Here is an 18,741-nt window from a genome sequence, read left to right as displayed (position 1 = left end):
TATATTTGCAAACTTTAAAAATTTTATGAAGTATTTATTTCTGTTAATATTATGCGTTTTTATTACTAAAAATGTTGATGCTCAAATTTATGAAATTGGTGTATTTGCAGGTGGAAGTAATTTTATAGGAGATGTTGGCGCTACTGATTATATATCGCCAAATCAACCTGCTTTTGGTGTCCTTGCAAGATGGAATAGAAGTGCAAGACATTCATTTAGAGCTTCTGTTATTTTTTCAGAATTAAATGGTGTAGATGCAAAATCAGATGATCCTAGAAGACAACAACGGGATTATGAATTTAATTCTAATATTATTGAAATTTCAGCAGGAATGGAGTTTACGTTTTTAGATTTCGATCTTCATACTTCAGGAATTAAAGGAACACCATATTTATATTCAGGACTTACGCTTACAGGGTACGATAATTATTATTTTTCACCAGCAGGTGAATATACTTCCGAAGGTACATCTAGTTGGGCTTTAGGGATACCTATGGCAATTGGCTATAAAACAAATATTAGTAGCCAAATTATTTTAGCAGCTGAGGTAGGGGCACGTTATACTTTTACAGATGAATTAGATGGAAGTGTACCAGATTCAGTTGATACAGAGGAATATTTGAGTTTCGGAAATACAAATAATAACGATTGGTATATGTTTACAGGAATAACATTAACATATACCTTTGGTAGAAGACCTTGCTATTGCAATTTTTAAAATGAGTTTAAAAGAACAAATAAATATAGAGAAATTACCTAGCCATATAGCTATTATTATGGATGGTAACGGTCGTTGGGCCAAACAAAAAGGTTTGTTACGGGTTATAGGTCATGAAAACGGAACAAAATCAGTAAGAGAAACTGTAGAAACTAGTGCAGAATTAGGAATTAAAAATCTTACGCTTTATGCATTTTCTACAGAGAATTGGAACAGGCCAAAGCTAGAAGTACAAACTTTAATGAAGCTTTTAGTTAAGTCTCTTAAGAAAGAAATAAAGACATTACAAGATAATAATATTAAATTGAATGCTATAGGGTGTTTAAATGATTTGCCTAAAAAAGCACATTTAGAACTTTTAGATGTTATCGATAAAACGAAGAACAATACTAATATGACATTGACTCTAGCATTGAGTTATGGATCTCGTGAAGAAATCGTTAATGTTGTTAAGGAATTATCAGTTAAAGTTAAAAATAATATAATTTCTACTGAAAGTATTGACGAATCAATTATTAATAAGCATCTTTACACGCAAAATTTACCAGACGTAGACCTGCTTATACGTACAAGTGGAGAGCAACGTATTAGTAACTTTTTGCTATGGCAAATAGCCTATGCAGAATTATATTTTACCGATATTTTATGGCCAGATTTTAAAAAAGAAAATCTATACGAAGCAATCATAAATTATCAAAACAGAGAACGAAGATTTGGAAAAACAAGCGAACAACTTACCTAACTATGCAATGTTGAGATTATTTATTCAACGAATTTTTATTGCATCACTTTTTATAATTTCAATTAATAGTTACGCCCAAGTAGAAGATGGCGAAACTTATTTAATAAATGAAATTACAGTTACAGGAAACACTAATTTTAGTGCACAAACTATTATTGCCTATTCTAAACTTAGAAAAGATGAAGAGATTCAGGTAGGAGGTGAAAAAATTGCTAATGCTGTAAAAACATTATGGAAGTCTAATTTATTTAGTAGTATAGATATTTATATTACCAATATAGATGGTAATACTGCAGACTTAGAAATTAATCTTAGTGATTTACCAGAGCTTAAAGAATTAACAATAGAAGGTGTTAAGAAAGGTAAAAAAGACGAAATTATTGACGAGAATAAATTAAAACCTGGTCAGAAAGTTACAGAAAACCTTGTTGCAACGACTAAAAATTATCTAACTAATAAGTATAGAAAAAAAGGATTTTTAAATACTGATGTAAAAATCACTACTTCTGAAGTCATTGATTCTGTTGAAAAAGAACGTGTAGATATGCGTCTTGTTATTGATAAGGGAGAAAAAGTAAAAATTAAGTCAATTGATTTTGATGGAAACGAAAAGATAACAGACAAAAAGCTTCGTAAAGCAATGAAAAGTACGAAGCAGAAAAAGTTTATAAGAGTATTAAAACGTTCTAAATATATTGAAGATGATTTTAGAGCAGATTTAGTAAGTGTTGTAGATTATTATAAAGAGAATGGATATAGAGATGCAAGAATTATCTCGGATTCTATTTCTTATTTAGATAAAAAAACAATCAGTTTAGATATTAAAGTTGAAGAAGGAGACCAATATACTTTTGGTAAAATTTCTTTTGTAGGTAATACAATTTATTCAGATGAGCAGTTATCTAACTTATTAGGAATAAAAGAAGGAGATACCTATAATGGTGTAGAGTTAAGAGAGCGTATCGCTAATCAGGAAAACCCTGATGCAAATGATATTACCAATGCTTATCAAAACTTTGGTTATATGTTCTCTACAATTAACCCTGTTGAGGTTAGTGCAGAAGGAAATGTAATAGATATGGAGATCCGTATATCTGAAGGTAAACCAGCTTATTACAATAATATTTCTGTTGTTGGTAATGATGTTACAAATGATCATGTTATATATAGAGAATTAAGAACACGTCCAGGTGAACTTTATAGAAAATCTGATATTATTAGAACCATTAGAGAGCTTGGACAATTAGGCTTTTTTGATGCACAACAAATAGTGCCAGATATTAAAAATCCAAATCCAGTTGATGGTACTTTAGATGTACAATATTCTGTTGTAGAACAAGGTTCTAGTCAAATACAACTACAAGGTGGTTACGGTGGAGGAGGCTTCATTGGTACTTTAGGGTTATCATTCAATAACTTTTCTATTAAAGATTTATTTAAAAAAGATGCTTACAAGCCCGTTCCTAGAGGTGATGGTCAAAGTTTAGCATTAAGACTTCAGGCAAGTGAATATTATCAAACGTATAGTTTTTCATTTAGTGAGCCATGGTTTGGAGGTAAAAAACCTTATCAATTATCATCATCATTATCATATTCTAAGCAGTTTTTATATGATTCATCAACAGGAAGTGCCGATAATGATAAAAGCTTTAACATATTAGGATTAACTTTTGGTCTATCAACAAGATTAGCAGAACCAGATGATTATTTTGTGTTATCTCAGGCAATAAGTTACCAACATTACGATCTTCAAAATTATTCTACAGGTTTATTTACTTTTGGAAACGGAAGCTCAAATAATTTATCTTATACAATAGGTTTAAGCAGAAATGATCTTAGAGTAGACCCTGTTTATCCAACAGGTGGATCTAGCTTTTCTGTGTCAGCTAAATTTTCTTTCCCTTATTCTTTAGTTAACGGTGTAGATTACGGTGAGTTAGCAGATGAAAGAGAAGATGCATTAGACGCGGGAGATAATGATCGTGTTGCAGAGATAGATCAAGAACGTTTTAAATGGTTAGAATTTTATAAAATTAAATTTAAAGCAGATTGGTATCAAGCCTTAACTAAAAAACTTGTTTTACGACCAAGTATGGAATTTGGATTCCTTGGCGCTTATAATAGCGATAGAGGTGTTATTCCTTTTGAGCGATTCTTTGTTGGAGGTGATGGTTTAGCCAATTATTCTTTAGATGGTAGAGAGGTTATTCAACTTCGTGGATATCCTAATCAATCACTTTCAGATAGTGATGGTGGATCAATATATAATAAATTTTCTTTAGAGTTGCGTTACCCAATTACTTTAGGTGCTCAAGCTAAAATATATGCATTATCATTCTTAGAAGCTGGTTCATCTGTAAATGACTTTAAGGATTTTGATCCTTTCAAACTTCAGAGATCAGCAGGTTTTGGTCTTAGAATCTTTATGCCAGCATTTGGTTTATTAGGTATAGACTTTGGTCATGCATTTGATGATTCACCTTATGGTACAGAGGTAAAAAACTGGGAAACTCACTTCATCATCGGGCAACAATTTTAAGTTTGGCACGATATTTTCTAATATTAAAATAAGTATTTCATCACATTGTTAAAATTTTTAAGAATATATTTCGTTAAATTTGAAGATTAGTAATACTAAATGAATAGTATATTTAGCATTACGATTAAATTGTCTCAAAATATGAAAAATAAAATGATGAAATTTAAAGTTCTTTTTTTACTAATAATCATTGGTCTACTAAGTTTTAGTGCACATGCGCAACGTGGTGTTAGAATCGGTTATATTGATACTGAGTATATTTTACAAAATGTGCCAGAATATCAAGAAGCTTCATCTCAGTTAGATAAAAAAGTTCAAGGATGGAAATCTGAAATTGAAACAAAATTAAATGCTATTGAACAAAAGAAGAAAGAACTAAATAACGAAAGTGTTCTTTTAACTAAAGAGTTATACGATGAGCGTTTTGAAGATATTTCTTTTGAAGAAGCTGAGGTATTAGATTATCAGCAAAAACGTTTTGGACCTGAAGGCGATTTAATGATTCAGAAACGTCAATTGATAGAGCCTATTCAAGATCAAATTTTTGCAGCTGTACAAGAAATTGCAGAAACTAAAAGTTACGATTTTGTTTTTGATAGATCTGCAGATGTTGTTATGCTTTACTCAGCAGAACGCTACGATATGAGTGAACAAGTTCTGAGAACAATCACTAGAACATCAAAACGTACACAAGCTAAAAATAAAAAAGAACGTAAAGCTTTAGATGAAGAGGAAGTAGTGCCAGTAGTTGATGGAGATAAAGATGCAAGACAACAAGCTTTAGAAGATCGTAAAGTACAACGTGAAGCTCAATTAGCAGCTAAACGTGCAGAGCGCGAAAAAGCAATTGAAGATAGAAAAAAAGCACAAGAAGAACTTAGAGAAGCTAAAAAGAAAGAGGCAGAAGAGCGTAGGCAAAATGCTCTAGAAGCAAGAAATAAAAGTACTGAGGTTTCGGAAGAAACTAAAGAGGAAGCGAAAGAAGAAGTTAAAGCTGTTGATTCTGTAACTATTAAAAAAGATACTACAGCTGTAGAAAAGTCAATTATAAAAACGGATAGCACGAAAGTTGAAGGACTTATTAAAAACGATTCTACAACAATAAAAAAACCAAAAACTGCAGCAGAATTAGCTGCTGAAGTACGCGCTCAAAAATTAAAAGAAAGAGAAGCTAGAGCAAAAGAATTAGAAGAAAGAAAGCAGAGAATTATAGATCAAAGACTAAAAGCACGTAAAGATCGTGAAGAACAGGTTAGAAAGAATGATTCTATAGCAAATGCTAAAAAAGATTAATAATCAATAAATTTAAATAACACGTAATACAATTAAATCAAATGAAACATTTAAAATCTTTATTATTTGCAGCAGTACTTTTTATTGGGGCTACAAGTTTAGCTTCTGCACAAAGCACAGTTGCTCATATCAATAAGCAAGAATTAATTAAGTCAATGCCAGCTTATACACAAGCGCAATCTGAAATTGAAAAATTAGGTAAAACTTACGAAGCTAATATTCAAACTTCTATTAAAGAATTAGATGCAAAATTAAAGCAATATGATGCTGAATCTGCAACGAAATCTGAAGAAGAAAATATGAAGCGTATGCAAGAAGTTGAAGGAATTAAGCAAAGCTTAGGTGAGTTTCAACAACAAGCTCAGAAAGATTTACAACAAAAAGAATTTAATCTTTTAAAACCTATTGTTGAAAAAGCGGATAATGCAATTAAAGCAGTAGCTAAAGCTCAAGGAATTAAGTATGTAGTTGATTCTGCAATGCTTATTGTAGCTGACGGAAAAGATCTTATGGCAGATGTTAAAAAGCAATTAGGGATGTAATCCTTATTAAAATAATTATTTAGAAAGTCGCTTATTATTAAGCGACTTTTTATTTTTGTACTCATGAGTAATAAACAACCTATAGGTATATTTGATTCTGGTATTGGTGGGACTTCTATCTTTAAAGAAATTCATTCCCTATTACCAAATGAAAATTGCATTTATCTAGCCGATAGTATAAATGCTCCTTATGGAAATAAGTCTAAAGAAGACATTATAAAGCTTAGTATTAAAAATACTGAATACTTAATAAATAAAGGTTGTAAAACTATTGTAATTGCTTGTAATACGGCTACTACAAATGCTATTGATTACTTAAGAGCAAACTATAATATTCCTTTTATAGGAATAGAGCCAGCTATTAAACCTGCGGCTTTAAATACACAAACCAAGGCTATTGGTATATTGGCTACAAAGGGAACTTTAAGTAGTCAACTTTTTCATAAAACTACAGATCTATATTCTGAAGGAATTAAGATTATAGAACAAGAAGGGGATGGTATTGTTCAGTTAATAGAATCTGGTCAGTTAAATTCTAATAAGATGAAATCTCTTCTAGAAATCTATTTAAAGCCCATGTTAGAGCAGAATATAGATCACCTAGTGTTAGGTTGCACACACTATCCTTATTTAATACCTATGCTATCTAAAATGCTTCCTAGTCATATTAAAATTATTGACTCCGGAAGAGCTGTAGCAAACCAAACAAAAGTGGTATTAGCTTCTTTAGATTTGCTTAATCCTTCTTCAGAAAATCCAAAAATAGAATTGTTATCAAACAGTGATATTGCAGTTTTAAATACAATACTCGATAATAAATTTAATGTAACTCATTTAAAATTTTAGTAAGGTTAATTAAGTTTTCCATACTAAGACTTTATGAAATTACTATTTGTTTATAATGCGAACTCAGGAAAGTTAAATAACCTATTAGATATTGGTCATAAATTATTGAGTCCTTCAACATATCAATGCAGTCTTTGTGCTTTAACACATGATACGTTTAAGGAAAATACAATATGGAAAAACTTTAGAGCAGAAAGTCAGTTTCAAATGGAATTTTATCATAAAGATGAATTTGAAACCAAATTCCCTAGTGTAAAGCTAAATTATCCTACAATATTAAAACTAGAAACAATTAAATTTACTACAGTTTTAACTCCAGACATCTTAAATGAAATTTCATCTGTTGAAGCTTTAATTGAGAGATTGAAAGTGAGTCTTTAATTTTGTAGAATAATCTATAAAACAATTCTTATTCTTCCTTAAACCAACCTGAATATTTTACATAATTGTTTGCGATACGATCAATTTCACCTGAAATTAATTCTTTGCTAATGTCTTTTACTTTTTTAGCAGGAACACCAGCATAAATACTTCCAGATTTTACGATTGTATTTTTAGTAACCACAGCTCCTGCTGCAATAATGCTATTGCTTTCTATAACGCAATCATCCATAACAATGCTTCCCATACCGATCAGTACATTGTCTTGAATCGTACAACCATGCACCATTGCATTATGGCCAATAGACACATTGTTACCTATTGTTGTTGGTGATTTTTGATACGTTGCATGTATTATAGCACCGTCTTGAATATTCACCTTGTTTCCTATTTTAATGTAGTGTACATCGCCTCTAATTACGGCATTAAACCATATGCTGCATTGGCTTCCTAATGTAACGTCTCCAACAATAGTTGCATTCTCTGCAACGTAGCAATCTTCTGGGATTTGAGGGTGTTTTCCTTGTACGGTTTTTATAAGTGGCATAACTTCTTTTTTAGTGAATTATTATACCTTAAAGATAAAATGAAAAACTTGAATATGATAAAATATGGCACAAAAAAAGAGTAGCATATTTGCTACTCTTTAATCTTAATTTTATGAATGAGAAAACTATACGTTTTCAGCATCTCTTAAGCCTTGGATATATTCAGCTTTCTGAATTTCTCTTCTTCTTGTTACAGAAGGTTTAGCGAAATAACGCTTTTCTCTTAAGTTTTGCATAATTTGCACATTTCTGTGTTTACGCTTATAACGCTTAAGTGCACGTTCTATATTTTCTCCTTCTTTGATTTCGATTTTAATCATTATATCGATATATTTTTATTAACTAATTCTTGCAAACGGTCGGCAAATATACTTTAACTATTTGAAAATAAAAAATTAATTGAAACTTTTAAACAATTATTTTTAAATTTAAAAGTTTCAATACTATTCTTACTATAAAATCATTAGGCTAAACCTATATCATTAGTAGAAGAATCTATGTTTCAGGCTTTAAAGTAAAATTATTTTAAAGCAGTTAATTTATCCTAAGTATGTTTTTAAGATCTTACTCTTACTAGCATGTCTTAATCTTCTAATTCCTTTTTCTCTAATTTGTCTTACACGTTCGCGTGTTAGATCATAGATACTTCCAATTTCTTCTAATGTCATTGGTGGTTGATCTCCAATACCAAAGTTTAAGCGAATAACATCACTTTCCTTCTGTGTTAATGTTTCTAAAGCACGTTCTACTTCTACATTTAATGACTCACGCATTAAATCGTGATCAGGTCTTGGTGATTCACCAGAACTTACAACATCATACAAACTAAAAGTTTCTCCATCCTTCAATGGCGCATCCATAGAAAGGTGACGACCAGAATTTTTCATTGATTGTTTTACCTCACGAACACTAAGATCTAATTCACCAGCAATTTCATCTGCATTTGGTGGTCTTTGATTTACTTGCTCTAAATGAGAAAAGGCTTTATTAATCTTATTAATAGTACCAATTTTATTTAAAGGCAAACGTACAATACGAGATTGTTCTGCTAAAGCTTGTAAAATAGCTTGTCTAATCCACCATACAGCATAAGAAATAAACTTAAAACCTCTAGTTTCATCAAAACGCTTTGCTGCTTTTACCAAACCTGCATTACCTTCATTAATTAAATCTGGTAATTTTAATCCTTGATTTTGATATTGTTTTGCAACTGATACAACGAACCTTAAATTGGCTGTTGTTAATTTATCTAGTGCAGCTTGATCACCTTTTTTAATAAGTTGTGCTAATTCCACTTCTTCATCAGCTGTTATCAACGGAATCTTACTTATGTCTTGTAGATATTTATCTAAAGATTTATCTTCCCTATTGGTAACCTGCTTGGTGATTTTTAATTGCCTCATGTATCCTTTGAAATTTTGTGAACCTTCAATGTAACCTAATTATTAAGAATTCCAAAAAATTATGCAATTATTAACAAAAAGTGGTTGATTTTTTTTATTTTAACCGATTAACGGTCTTATTTTGGTCTAATCTTCTGTTTTATCGTCCGTACTTTTCTTCTTTCCTTTTAAGAGTCCGCCAAGAATATTTCCGACACCTTCTTTCACTTTATCTTCTGTACTTTGTTTTGTAGATTCTTCAGATGTTGCTGTAGAGTCTGTTTTTGTAGTGTTTGAATTTCCTCCGACAAGACCGCTTAATAAATCGCTAACTTTATCTTTTCCTTTACCAATTAATTTCTGTTTTTCAATTTCAACTAATTGTTTTGTTAAGTTAGTAACACCACTCGTTAAGTCTGTTTTTATATTAGGACTTGCAAATGTACCGCCGATATTTGCTGTTATAGGAACCGTTAGGTTATTTACCTCGCCATCATTGATTTTTCCTATTAATTGATTGACTTCACTTCCTAAATATTTAGCTGGTACTTGTAAAACAGCACTATAATTCATCGTGTTTGTAAAACTATGCGTGCCCGATACTTCAATAGGAATGTCTTTATAGTTGATAGTGAATGGTTTTACTGAAACATTTCCATTTTCAAAACTTAAGTTAGCTACAATATCTTTAAGGTCAAGTCCATTAAAATCAATAAAATCTAGTTTACTATCTAAACTACTTAATAGAGGACTGTTACTTGTATCTACCTTATCTGTTAGGATTTTAGCTAAAGCACTACCAGAAATAGTACTTAGGTCTGGAGAAAGACTACTGTCTAGTAATCCGCTAACATCTATAGTAGAGTTAAATTTACCTTGAAGTACTTTTGCTATTGGTGCTATAGATTTTAGCATTTCTAATTTTGAAAAGGACTGCGAAATATCAAAATTTTGCATTCCCAACTTCATATCAAAGGTTGGTTTTTCATTTTTAGTAGAAACACTACCTGTAATGCCTAATTGTCCATTAAAAATATCTGTAGTCATATTTTGAAGACTAGCCGTTTGATCTTTAATTACTAATTTCCCTTTTACATTTTTTAAATTTAGATTATCATAAATAACAGTTTTAGCGTTAGCAGTAATGGTACAATCTAAAAATGCTGGAATTTTAAGAGCTTCTGCAACAGCTTCAGTTTCGGTTGATTTGTTATAAGTCGAAGTTTCTGTTTCAGTAGTAACAGTATCTTCAGACATAAAATCTGAAAGGGCAAATGTATTAGAGTTTAAGTTGAAATTACCTTCTAAGTTTTTATCACTTAACATAAAACCAAGTAAGTTGTTGATTGTTCCTGTTGCAGAAAAATCACTTTTTCCGGTTAAGGCATCAAAACTATTTAAACTAACTGTTCCTGGTTTAAAGCTTAAATCTGCTTTATTAATTTGAATTGGATTTAGAATGTCATCTGAAGAAAATACAAAATTAGATAACGAAATATTTCCTACGCTTTTAATACGTTGATAAGCGTTGGTTTCAATAGCATCCATATCAAAAGAGGTGCTTATGTTGGCTTTTAAAATTCCACTAAGTTCGTTGTCTAATTCAACAGGGTATGCTTTGGTGATATTTGCTAAATTTAAAGAGCCATTTAGCTTCGCTGCTATTAACATGTTTTTAGTTAGATTTTTAATAGAAGCTTCGGCTTTAAAAACATCTTCATCAATTTGAAAATTTAACTTGTCAATATTAACAAAGGTGTCATCAACATTTCCTGTTGTATTTTTTATAGAAACATCAATACCTATATTTTTTACACTTTTTGGAAGTTGTGGAAATTTGAAAGAAGCATTTTCCGAAAGTAAATTAATATCTAAAGTCGGGATTGTTTCTTCCGAAACTAAACCTTTTACAATTCCTGTGAATGAAAAGTTTCCTGTTGTGCTAACATTGGCAACATCTTTAGCATAAGCTTCAGGGATTATCGCCAAGAAATCTTTAAACGTAGCTCCCGGATTTTTAAAAGTGATGTCTATCTGTTGTCCGGCTTCTACCAATTGTACATAACCATCAAACTCTAATGGTAATGCATTAATGTAGGCTTTGTTTTCTTTAAAGGTATATTTTTCTTGCTCCAAATCTAAGTCAATTAACGCATCTAATTTAATATGGGTGTTAGTTAAATAAGAAGTGCTATCCATCGCAAAACTAACGTTTGCTTCAGTATTAGTGTCTAATTCAGATTTCCCGCCAGAGAAAATTCCGGTTCCTTTATGGTTAATTTCTGTAAGGTAGAATGCCATATCAGAAGTTTCATCTATATAGGTAAAGGCACTATTGTTTAATTCATAGTTATCAATATCAAAACTAAAGCCCGCTGAACTTTCTGTTTCTGTTGGTGTTTCTGTAGTGGTTTCACTTTCTTTTACAATATCGTAATTTACAGCACCTGTTTTATTGGTTTTAATGACTAAGAGTAATTCGTTAGCGATAATTTCATTGATTTCTAACGGGTCTTCTGTTCCATTTAATAATTGCATCATTCCCATTTCAAAAGAAATTGATTGCGCAGTTGCTAAACTTTCTCCAGTAAAAGGAGCGCGATTAATTACTTTTAAATTTTCAACACTAACTTCTGCTTTAGGAAAACTACTAATAAGACTAAGGCTAATATCATCAAAAGATAAATCAGCATTTAAATTTTCATCTGCATAGTTTTGAACAATGGCATCTATTTTAGATTCTAAAACAAAAGGAATAGCTACAAGTATTGCAATAAAAAGGACTAATACGATTCCGATAATTTTTAAAAATTTCTTCATAAGTTCTATTTGGGTTGGTAAAATAACATCTCAATACTATATATATACGCAAATTTCTGCATAAAAGTTGCTAATATCAATAAGTTTAAGAAGATTTTAATGATTTAGTAAGGTCTAATTTGTATTAATAAAAATACTATTATTTAGTTGTATGGGTGTTAAAGTAAATCTATTTCTTGATTAACTTTTAAGTTAAAACGTTTCCGGAATAAGTAAACACCAAGATATAAAAACGGCGTATCTAATATGGCAACTATAACTTTAAAAATAAAACCACTTATGAGTAAGCCTTTAAAATTAGCCCAATCTATAATGCCAAAGCTACAAAGTAAAGAGACAATTGTAAAAGTGTCTATAAATTGAGAAAGCCAAGTGGAAAAATTATTCCGAATCCATAAGTGTTTTCCTTTAGTAATACGTTTCCAAAAATGATAAATTTGAATATCTACAAATTGCGCAAATAGGTAGGTGAGCATACTCGCAAAAACAGCAATTGTGGTATTTCCAAAAACCGTATCAAACATTTTGTTGTCTACATAAGACCATTCTGTAGCAGGCATGCTACTTGCGGTAAAAATAATTAATAAGGAAAATAGCGAGGCAAAAATTCCAACCACCACAATATCATTGGCTCTTTTTTTTCCATAAATCTCACTAATTAAATCGGTAATTAAAAAAGTTATAGGATAAGGCAGAATTCCGACAGAAATCTCAAATAATTTAGAACCAAAGATTTCTATATCTAAAGGATACCAATAAAAGAATTTTTGAAATATTAAATTTGAAACGACAAGCGATGTAATAAAAAGTCCGCCAAGTAAGAGATAAATACGTTGTGCTAAAATTTTGTCTCTTAATGTCATTAAGCTGTGGTTGTAGATTGTTTTCAGTAAAGATAAAGAATTTGATTTTGTTGTAATAGTTACTTAAACTTAAGTTTATTCTGGATTAGAAAAAGATGATGAAAAACAAAAGATTTTATTTTTAAAAGAACAGTCCTTAAATCATTAGCATAATAGATTTTGTTTTAGTTATTTTGTCCATCCCGATTCGGCATAGAATCCGTATTTATTTATGAAGCCAACCAAAACCATTCACATCGCATTAGGAAGTAACAAAGGTCATAAATTGCAGTATTTGCAATTGGCTATTGATGCTGTTTTTAAGCGTATTGGTGTAGTTAAAAAGATTTCTAAAGTCTATAAAACACCTGCTTTTGGATTTGAAGGTGATGATTTTTATAATGCTTGCATAACGGTAGATACAGAATTGAAACCTAAAAGAGTGTTGAGAGAACTCCAGACTATAGAAGTAGAGTTGGGGCGAAAATCAAAAACGACTAAAGGTTATGAGTCTCGTGAAATTGATTTAGATATTTTGTTTTTTGAAGATGAAATTATTGAGGAAAAAACATTAACGATTCCGCATTTAGAATTACATAAGCGTAAGTTTGTTTTAGAGCCACTTTTAGATATTGCGAAAGATTTTGAACATCCTGTTTTAAATAAATCTATTGAGCTATTACTTTCAGAATGCGAGGATAATTCAGAAATTGAATCTTTAGATTTTCACTTAGAAAATCCAAGAGCAGCATACGCTTTTAATAATCACAGTTATATTGCTATTGAAGGGAATATTGGAGCTGGGAAAACGAGTTTAGCAAATAAGATTGCTAAAGATTTTAATGCGAAATTAATTTTAGAACGTTTTGCAGATAATCCATTTTTGCCAAAATTCTATAAAGAACCAGAGCGTTATGCATTTACTTTAGAAATGTCGTTTTTAGCAGACCGTTACCAACAAATTAGTGACGATTTATCGCAATTCGATTTGTTTAAAGATTTTATGGTGAGTGATTATGATGTGTTTAAGTCTTTAATTTTTTCTAAAATCACCTTGCCAGAAGATGAATTTAGATTGTACAGAAAACTATTCTACCAGGTTTATAAAGATATCGCTAAGCCAGATTTGTACATTTATTTATATCAGAATACAGAAAGACTTCAGGCTAACATAAAAAAGAGAGGTCGTAATTACGAAAAAGATATTAAGGACGATTATCTCGAAAAAATAAATGCTGGTTATCTCGATTTTTTAAAGAGTCAACAAGAGATGAATGTCAAGATTATTGATATTTCAGATAAAGATTTTGTAAAGTCTCGTGAAGATTATTTGTGGCTATTGGGTGAAATTAATGATTCTTCAGTAAGCAGTAAGCAGTAAGCAGTAAGCAATAAGCAGTAAGCAGTAAGCAGTAAGCAGTAAGCAGTAAGCAGTAAGCAGTAAGCAGTAAGCAGTAAGCAGTTTAGGCTTAATAAAATTGAAATAAGATAATTTTAAAATTGAGAGAAATCTCTCTGTGAAAACTTCGTGTTACTCAGCGCATCTCAGCGTAATAATTAAAACTTTATTAAATAGTTTTATAAAGAACAGTTACAATACAGCCTTTGTTATCTTCAAGGTGAATTTCTGAAAGTAGATGTTCTTCCTTTACTTCTAAATTAAAAGGAGCTTTCAATAGATTAACACCACTATTTTGTTTTAATCGAATTCCTTGGCTTGCAATTTTATCTTTATTAACTTCAAAATTACCTTGAGGTAAATGTTCTGTAAGAATTATATATTTATAGTTTTTAAATTTCTCTACAATCTTAAGTATTTCAACATTAGATAAATGTTGAAGGACTTGTCTTATAATAATACAATCTGCTTTATGTAATTCATCTTCTACAATATTTAAACAATGAAATTCTAAATTCTTAGCTTTAAAAAGTGTTTTGTTTCTTTCAATTAGATTTTCAACGATATCAATCCCAATATATTTTTTAGTGTGTTTAGTGAGTTGTTTTCCAATATTAAAATCACCGCAACCTAAATCGCAAACCACTAAATCATTATCATGAGATTTAAGGAAGCTAATAATCGAATCTAAATAAGGTTGAATGATTTCTGTATGATGAGAACCTTCACCTGAATAGAAATCAAAGTCTTTTCCGCCCCAAAGTTTCTTGTCGTAAATCTGTTCCATTACGGCTTTAGTAGGCCAAGGTTTTTTCATTTGTTCTTTATTAAGGTAAATAAAAAGCGAAGTTGTTCAACTTTGTTCAAGAAATAAGAGTATAACTTTCTATTTTCTATTTTCTATCTTCTATCTTCTATCTTCTATCTTCTATCTTCGAAAACACATCCCAAATCACCACACCACAACTCACAGAAATATTTAAGGAATGTTTGGTTCCGTATTGTGGAATTTCAATCACAACATCACTTGTATCAACAACATCTTGTGCAACACCTTTTACTTCGTTTCCAAATACAAAAGCGTATTTTTTATGAGGTTGAGGTGCAAATTTGTTTAACATCGTAGCATTTTCAGCTTGCTCTATTGAGCAGATATTAACATCTTCTGCCTTTAGTTTTTCAATAACATCTAAGGTGTTTTCTGCATATTCCCAATCTACGGTTTCTGTACTTCCTAGGGCTGTTTTTCTAATGTCGTTATGCGGTGGTTGTGCAGTAATACCACACAAATAGATTTTTTCAATTAAAAAAGCATCACTAGTTCTAAACACAGAACCAATATTATTTAAGCTTCTAATATTATCGAGTATAATAATGATTGGTGATTTTTCAGCTGTTTTAAATTCTGAAACTTCTAATCGGTCTAGTTCTTCGTTTTTTAGTTTACGCATTTTTATCGTTTTGGAGACTTATCAGGTTTTTAAAACCTTGCAGGTCTGAAAAGTGTAATTATCAACATCTGTAAATAACTTCTAGTCTTTCGGTTTTAATAAGCCTCAAAATATAAGTAATTTAGCAAACTTGCAATCTTGAAATTTTTCAAGACAAAAATATAACTTAAAACCAGATTACCATTGGCTAAATCCGCAAAAAAAGTAACCCCATTAATGAAACAGTATAATGCCATTAAGGTAAAATATCCTGATGCATTATTATTGTTTAGAGTTGGTGATTTTTACGAAACATTTGGTAGCGATGCTGTTAAAGCGTCTAAAATTTTAGATATTATTTTAACCAAGCGTGGTGCGGGTAGTGAGAGTGAAATTGAGTTGGCTGGTTTTCCACATCATTCTTTAAATACCTATTTACCTAAATTAGTTAGAGCAGGTGAACGTGTTGCTATTTGCGACCAATTAGAAGATCCTAAGCAAACCAAAACTATTGTAAAACGTGGAGTTACAGAGTTGGTAACACCAGGTGTGGCTTTTAATGATGATATTTTACATTCTAAATCGAATAACTTTTTAGCGGCTGTTTATTTCGAAAAAGAACGTATCGGAATTGCATTCTTGGATATTTCTACAGGTGAATTTTTAACGTCTCAAGGAAATGCAGAATATGTAGATAAGTTACTTCAGAATTTTAATCCAAGTGAAGTTTTAGTTTCTAAGAAAAGTAGAAAAGTGTTTTCTGAAACCTTCGGAAATGATTTTCATACCTTTTATTTGGAAGATTGGGTTTTTCAAGCCGATTATGCCAATGAAACTTTAACCAAACATTTTAATACTAAAACGCTTAAAGGGTTTGGAATTGAAGATTTATATGAAGGGATTATTGCATCGGGTGTGGTACTTCACTATTTAGGAGAAACACGTCATAATAAATTAGAACATATTGCTACGGTTTCTAGAATTGCTACAGATGATTATGTGTGGATGGATAAATTTACCATCCGAAATTTAGAATTATACCATTCTACCAATGCCAATGCTGTAACTTTAATTAACGTAATTGATAAAACGATTTCGGCAATGGGCGGTCGTATGCTAAAACGTTGGTTGGCATTGCCTCTTAAGCATGCCGAAAAAATAAAGCAGCGTCACGAAGTCGTCAAATATTTACTTGAAAACGAAACGGTTTTAGAAAAGGTTCAAACACAAATAAAACAAATAGGAGACATTGAACGTCTGATTTCAAAAATAGCAACGGTAAAAGTTTCCCCACGAGAGGTTATTCAACTTAAAAACTCGTTAGATGCTATTGTGCCAATTAAGTTGGTAGCGGAAACTTGCGAGAATGAAGCTTTAAAAATACTAGGTGATAATTTACATCGTTGTGATTTATTGCGCGAAAAAATAAAGGAAACCTTAAACGAAGAAGCGCCTGTAAATGTTTTAAAAGGGCATACAATTGCTGTTGGTTTTTCAGAAGAATTAGATGAATTAAGAGGTTTGTCTCAATCCGGAAAAACTTATTTAGATAATATGCTAAAGCGCGAAAGCGAACGAACAGGCATAACATCTTTAAAGATAGCATCGAACAACGTTTTTGGGTATTATATAGAGGTTCGTAACTCACATAAAGATAAAGTACCTGAAGAATGGATTAGAAAGCAAACTTTAGTAAATGCAGAGCGTTACATTACCGAAGAGCTTAAAGAATATGAAGCAAAAATTTTAGGGGCAGAAGAACGTATTTTAGCTATAGAGCAACAATTATTTGGTGAGTTGGTCACTTGGATGCATCAATTTATTATTTCGGTACAAGAGAATGCACAACTTATTGGGCAATTAGATTGTTTATGTGGTTTTGCAAGTTTAGCAAATGCAAATAAATATGTGTACCCACAAATTGATGATAGTTACGATTTAGAAATTAAAGATGGTCGTCACCCAGTGATTGAAAAACAATTACCCATCGGTGAACCTTATATTGCAAATGATGTTTTTTTAGATAGAGAAACGCAACAAATTATTATGATTACGGGGCCTAACATGTCTGGTAAGTCGGCTATTTTAAGGCAAACTGCTTTAATTGTATTATTAGCGCAAATAGGGAGTTTTGTGCCTGCAGGAGAAGCGCGTATAGGATTGGTAGATAAGATTTTTACTAGAGTAGGAGCTAGCGATAATATTTCGATGGGTGAATCTACTTTTATGGTAGAAATGAATGAGACCGCTTCTATTCTTAATAATATTTCAGATCGAAGTTTAGTGTTGTTAGATGAAATAGGAAGAGGAACCAGTACATACGATGGTATTTCTATCGCTTGGGCTATTAGTGAATATTTACACGAGCATCCATCTAAGCCTAAAACGCTTTTTGCAACGCATTACCATGAGTTAAATGAAATGACTGAGACTTTTGGTCGTATTAAAAATTTCAACGTTGCTGTAAAGGAATTAAAAGATAATGTACTTTTTGTTCGAAAATTGGTTGAAGGCGGAAGTGAACATAGTTTTGGTATTCATGTTGCTAAAATGGCGGGGATGCCGCAACAAGTTATCCGACGTGCAAACAAAATTTTATCGAAATTAGAGAAATCGCATTCTAGTGAAGAATTAACCGATAAAGTAAAAGGGTTAAAAGACGATTTACAACTTAGTTTTTTTAATTTAGATGATCCCTTACTCGTTGAAATTAAGGACGAAATCATCCATACGGACATAGATACCTTAACACCTGTTGAGGCTTTAATGAAGCTCAATGAAATTAAGAGAATGTTGGTGAAGAAAAAGCCAGTTTAAAATTTTTTTAATTTTTTTTCGAAAAAAGTTTGGTGGTATGTAAATAAAGTGTAAATTTGCACCCGCTTACAGAGCGAAACGTTCATTAAAATTGCGAAAGTAGCTCAGGGGTAGAGCATCACCTTGCCAAGGTGGAGGTCGTGGGTTCAAATCCCATCTTTCGCTCTGAATACAAAAATATACCAATTTGATTACATTTATTTGTAATTATAATGCTGAAGTGGTGGAATTGGTAGACACGTTGGACTTAAAATCCAATGTCCATTAGGACGTACGGGTTCAAGTCCCGTCTTCAGTACTAAACCTCTTGTTAATCGTTTGATTTTCAAGAGGTTTTTGCGTTTAAATAGGTTTTGAGATGCTATCTTATGATAGATATCTAAAATAAAAAAGCAATTCAGTACTTTGAATTGCTTTATCAATATATTCTTATTTTTAGGTA

The 18,741-nt window shown here is 31.1% G+C and carries 16 protein-coding genes and 2 tRNA genes; 11 read left to right on the top strand and 7 right to left on the bottom strand.

Annotated elements, in window-relative coordinates; all coding sequences use genetic code 11:
• The first annotated feature begins 25 nt into the window (after positions 1-25).
• The 7 genes from H0I32_RS05710 to H0I32_RS05680 all read left to right on the top strand — a co-directional run bounded on the left by H0I32_RS05710 (position 26) and on the right by H0I32_RS05680 (position 7,061).
• Positions 26-718 carry a DUF6089 family protein gene (locus H0I32_RS05710; protein WP_179312716.1) on the top strand — a complete coding sequence of 231 codons (693 nt, stop codon included), beginning with the start codon at positions 26-28 and terminating at the stop codon, positions 716-718.
• Between the two features lies 1 nt (position 719).
• Complete coding sequence (locus H0I32_RS05705; protein WP_179312923.1) at positions 720-1,460, top strand: isoprenyl transferase; 741 nt, start codon at positions 720-722, stop codon at positions 1,458-1,460.
• Positions 1,432-3,999 carry an outer membrane protein assembly factor BamA gene (bamA, locus tag H0I32_RS05700; protein WP_394366304.1) on the top strand — a complete coding sequence of 856 codons (2,568 nt, stop codon included), beginning with the start codon at positions 1,432-1,434 and terminating at the stop codon, positions 3,997-3,999. The genes H0I32_RS05705 and bamA overlap by 29 nt, the downstream gene beginning before the upstream one ends.
• Before the next feature lie 141 nt (positions 4,000-4,140).
• On the top strand, positions 4,141-5,292 hold the full coding sequence (locus H0I32_RS05695) for an OmpH family outer membrane protein (protein ID WP_246293560.1): 1,152 nt from the start codon (positions 4,141-4,143) through the stop codon (positions 5,290-5,292).
• A 41-nt stretch (positions 5,293-5,333) separates the two neighbouring features.
• Entirely contained in the window at positions 5,334-5,834 is a 501-nt protein-coding gene (locus H0I32_RS05690) for an OmpH family outer membrane protein (protein WP_173587102.1), read from the top strand.
• A 63-nt stretch (positions 5,835-5,897) separates the two neighbouring features.
• A complete protein-coding gene (gene murI / locus H0I32_RS05685) occupies positions 5,898-6,680 on the top strand; it encodes a glutamate racemase (protein ID WP_179312718.1) in 783 nt (260 codons plus the stop codon).
• A 33-nt stretch (positions 6,681-6,713) separates the two neighbouring features.
• Positions 6,714-7,061, top strand: coding sequence for a GTPase (locus H0I32_RS05680; protein ID WP_179312720.1), 348 nt, complete (start codon positions 6,714-6,716; stop codon positions 7,059-7,061).
• A 28-nt stretch (positions 7,062-7,089) separates the two neighbouring features.
• Here the strand turns inward: H0I32_RS05680 and H0I32_RS05675 are convergent, their stop codons facing one another.
• From H0I32_RS05675 to H0I32_RS05655, 5 genes are all read right to left on the bottom strand, one after another.
• Entirely contained in the window at positions 7,090-7,608 is a 519-nt protein-coding gene (locus tag H0I32_RS05675; protein WP_173587105.1) for a gamma carbonic anhydrase family protein, read from the bottom strand.
• A gap of 126 nt (positions 7,609-7,734) precedes the next feature.
• Complete coding sequence (rpsU, locus tag H0I32_RS05670; RefSeq protein ID WP_173587106.1) at positions 7,735-7,929, bottom strand: 30S ribosomal protein S21; 195 nt, start codon at positions 7,927-7,929, stop codon at positions 7,735-7,737.
• A gap of 219 nt (positions 7,930-8,148) precedes the next feature.
• A complete protein-coding gene (locus tag H0I32_RS05665; RefSeq protein ID WP_173587107.1) occupies positions 8,149-9,012 on the bottom strand; it encodes an RNA polymerase sigma factor RpoD/SigA in 864 nt (287 codons plus the stop codon).
• A gap of 126 nt (positions 9,013-9,138) precedes the next feature.
• Positions 9,139-11,811: an AsmA-like C-terminal region-containing protein gene (locus tag H0I32_RS05660; RefSeq protein ID WP_179312722.1), complete on the bottom strand. Its 2,673-nt coding sequence runs from the start codon at positions 11,809-11,811 to the stop codon at positions 9,139-9,141.
• 158 nt (positions 11,812-11,969) lie between these two features.
• Positions 11,970-12,674 carry a queuosine precursor transporter gene (locus H0I32_RS05655; protein WP_179312724.1) on the bottom strand — a complete coding sequence of 235 codons (705 nt, stop codon included), beginning with the start codon at positions 12,672-12,674 and terminating at the stop codon, positions 11,970-11,972.
• A 211-nt stretch (positions 12,675-12,885) separates the two neighbouring features.
• Here H0I32_RS05655 and folK point away from each other — a divergent pair, with 211 nt between their 5' ends.
• The gene (folK, locus tag H0I32_RS05650) at positions 12,886-14,034 is read left to right on the top strand and encodes a 2-amino-4-hydroxy-6-hydroxymethyldihydropteridine diphosphokinase (protein ID WP_179312726.1); all 1,149 of its coding nucleotides are present in this window, start codon (positions 12,886-12,888) and stop codon (positions 14,032-14,034) included.
• Positions 14,035-14,221: 187 nt separating this feature from the next.
• Here the strand turns inward: folK and H0I32_RS05645 are convergent, their stop codons facing one another.
• The gene (locus tag H0I32_RS05645) at positions 14,222-14,869 is read right to left on the bottom strand and encodes a class I SAM-dependent methyltransferase (RefSeq protein ID WP_246293561.1); all 648 of its coding nucleotides are present in this window, start codon (positions 14,867-14,869) and stop codon (positions 14,222-14,224) included.
• Between the two features lie 97 nt (positions 14,870-14,966).
• Positions 14,967-15,503, bottom strand: coding sequence for an RNA methyltransferase (locus H0I32_RS05640; protein ID WP_179312728.1), 537 nt, complete (start codon positions 15,501-15,503; stop codon positions 14,967-14,969).
• Positions 15,504-15,686: 183 nt separating this feature from the next.
• Between H0I32_RS05640 and mutS the strand changes: the two genes are divergently transcribed.
• The 3 genes from mutS to H0I32_RS05625 all read left to right on the top strand — a co-directional run bounded on the left by mutS (position 15,687) and on the right by H0I32_RS05625 (position 18,597).
• Positions 15,687-18,299 (top strand): DNA mismatch repair protein MutS, encoded by a 2,613-nt coding sequence (mutS, locus tag H0I32_RS05635; RefSeq protein ID WP_179312730.1) that lies wholly within the window; start codon positions 15,687-15,689, stop codon positions 18,297-18,299.
• A gap of 93 nt (positions 18,300-18,392) precedes the next feature.
• Positions 18,393-18,464 (top strand) — tRNA-Gly (locus H0I32_RS05630).
• Between the two features lie 49 nt (positions 18,465-18,513).
• Positions 18,514-18,597, top strand: a tRNA-Leu gene (locus H0I32_RS05625).
• Positions 18,598-18,741 lie beyond the last annotated feature (144 nt).

The sequence above is a fragment of the Winogradskyella sp. HaHa_3_26 genome, assembly GCF_019278425.1.
Classification (GTDB): Bacteria; Bacteroidota; Bacteroidia; order Flavobacteriales; family Flavobacteriaceae; genus Winogradskyella; species Winogradskyella undariae.
This window is presented reverse-complemented; position numbering and strand designations above follow the sequence as displayed.

What these genes read in the sequence shown, in the direction of transcription:
- murI (WP_179312718.1), top strand. Translation starts at nt 5,898, where the DNA reads ATGAGTAATAAACAACCTATAGGTATATTTGATTCTGGTATTGGTGGG.
- H0I32_RS05695 (WP_246293560.1), top strand. Translation starts at nt 4,141, where the DNA reads ATGAAAAATAAAATGATGAAATTTAAAGTTCTTTTTTTACTAATAATC.
- H0I32_RS05675 (WP_173587105.1), bottom strand. Translation starts at nt 7,608, where the DNA reads ATGCCACTTATAAAAACCGTACAAGGAAAACACCCTCAAATCCCAGAA.
- rpsU (WP_173587106.1), bottom strand. Translation starts at nt 7,929, where the DNA reads ATGATTAAAATCGAAATCAAAGAAGGAGAAAATATAGAACGTGCACTT.
- H0I32_RS05665 (WP_173587107.1), bottom strand. Translation starts at nt 9,012, where the DNA reads ATGAGGCAATTAAAAATCACCAAGCAGGTTACCAATAGGGAAGATAAA.
- H0I32_RS05705 (WP_179312923.1), top strand. Translation starts at nt 720, where the DNA reads ATGAGTTTAAAAGAACAAATAAATATAGAGAAATTACCTAGCCATATA.
- H0I32_RS05640 (WP_179312728.1), bottom strand. Translation starts at nt 15,503, where the DNA reads ATGCGTAAACTAAAAAACGAAGAACTAGACCGATTAGAAGTTTCAGAA.
- H0I32_RS05645 (WP_246293561.1), bottom strand. Translation starts at nt 14,869, where the DNA reads ATGAAAAAACCTTGGCCTACTAAAGCCGTAATGGAACAGATTTACGAC.
- H0I32_RS05710 (WP_179312716.1), top strand. Translation starts at nt 26, where the DNA reads ATGAAGTATTTATTTCTGTTAATATTATGCGTTTTTATTACTAAAAAT.
- folK (WP_179312726.1), top strand. Translation starts at nt 12,886, where the DNA reads ATGAAGCCAACCAAAACCATTCACATCGCATTAGGAAGTAACAAAGGT.
- H0I32_RS05655 (WP_179312724.1), bottom strand. Translation starts at nt 12,674, where the DNA reads ATGACATTAAGAGACAAAATTTTAGCACAACGTATTTATCTCTTACTT.
- H0I32_RS05660 (WP_179312722.1), bottom strand. Translation starts at nt 11,811, where the DNA reads ATGAAGAAATTTTTAAAAATTATCGGAATCGTATTAGTCCTTTTTATT.
- H0I32_RS05690 (WP_173587102.1), top strand. Translation starts at nt 5,334, where the DNA reads ATGAAACATTTAAAATCTTTATTATTTGCAGCAGTACTTTTTATTGGG.
- H0I32_RS05680 (WP_179312720.1), top strand. Translation starts at nt 6,714, where the DNA reads ATGAAATTACTATTTGTTTATAATGCGAACTCAGGAAAGTTAAATAAC.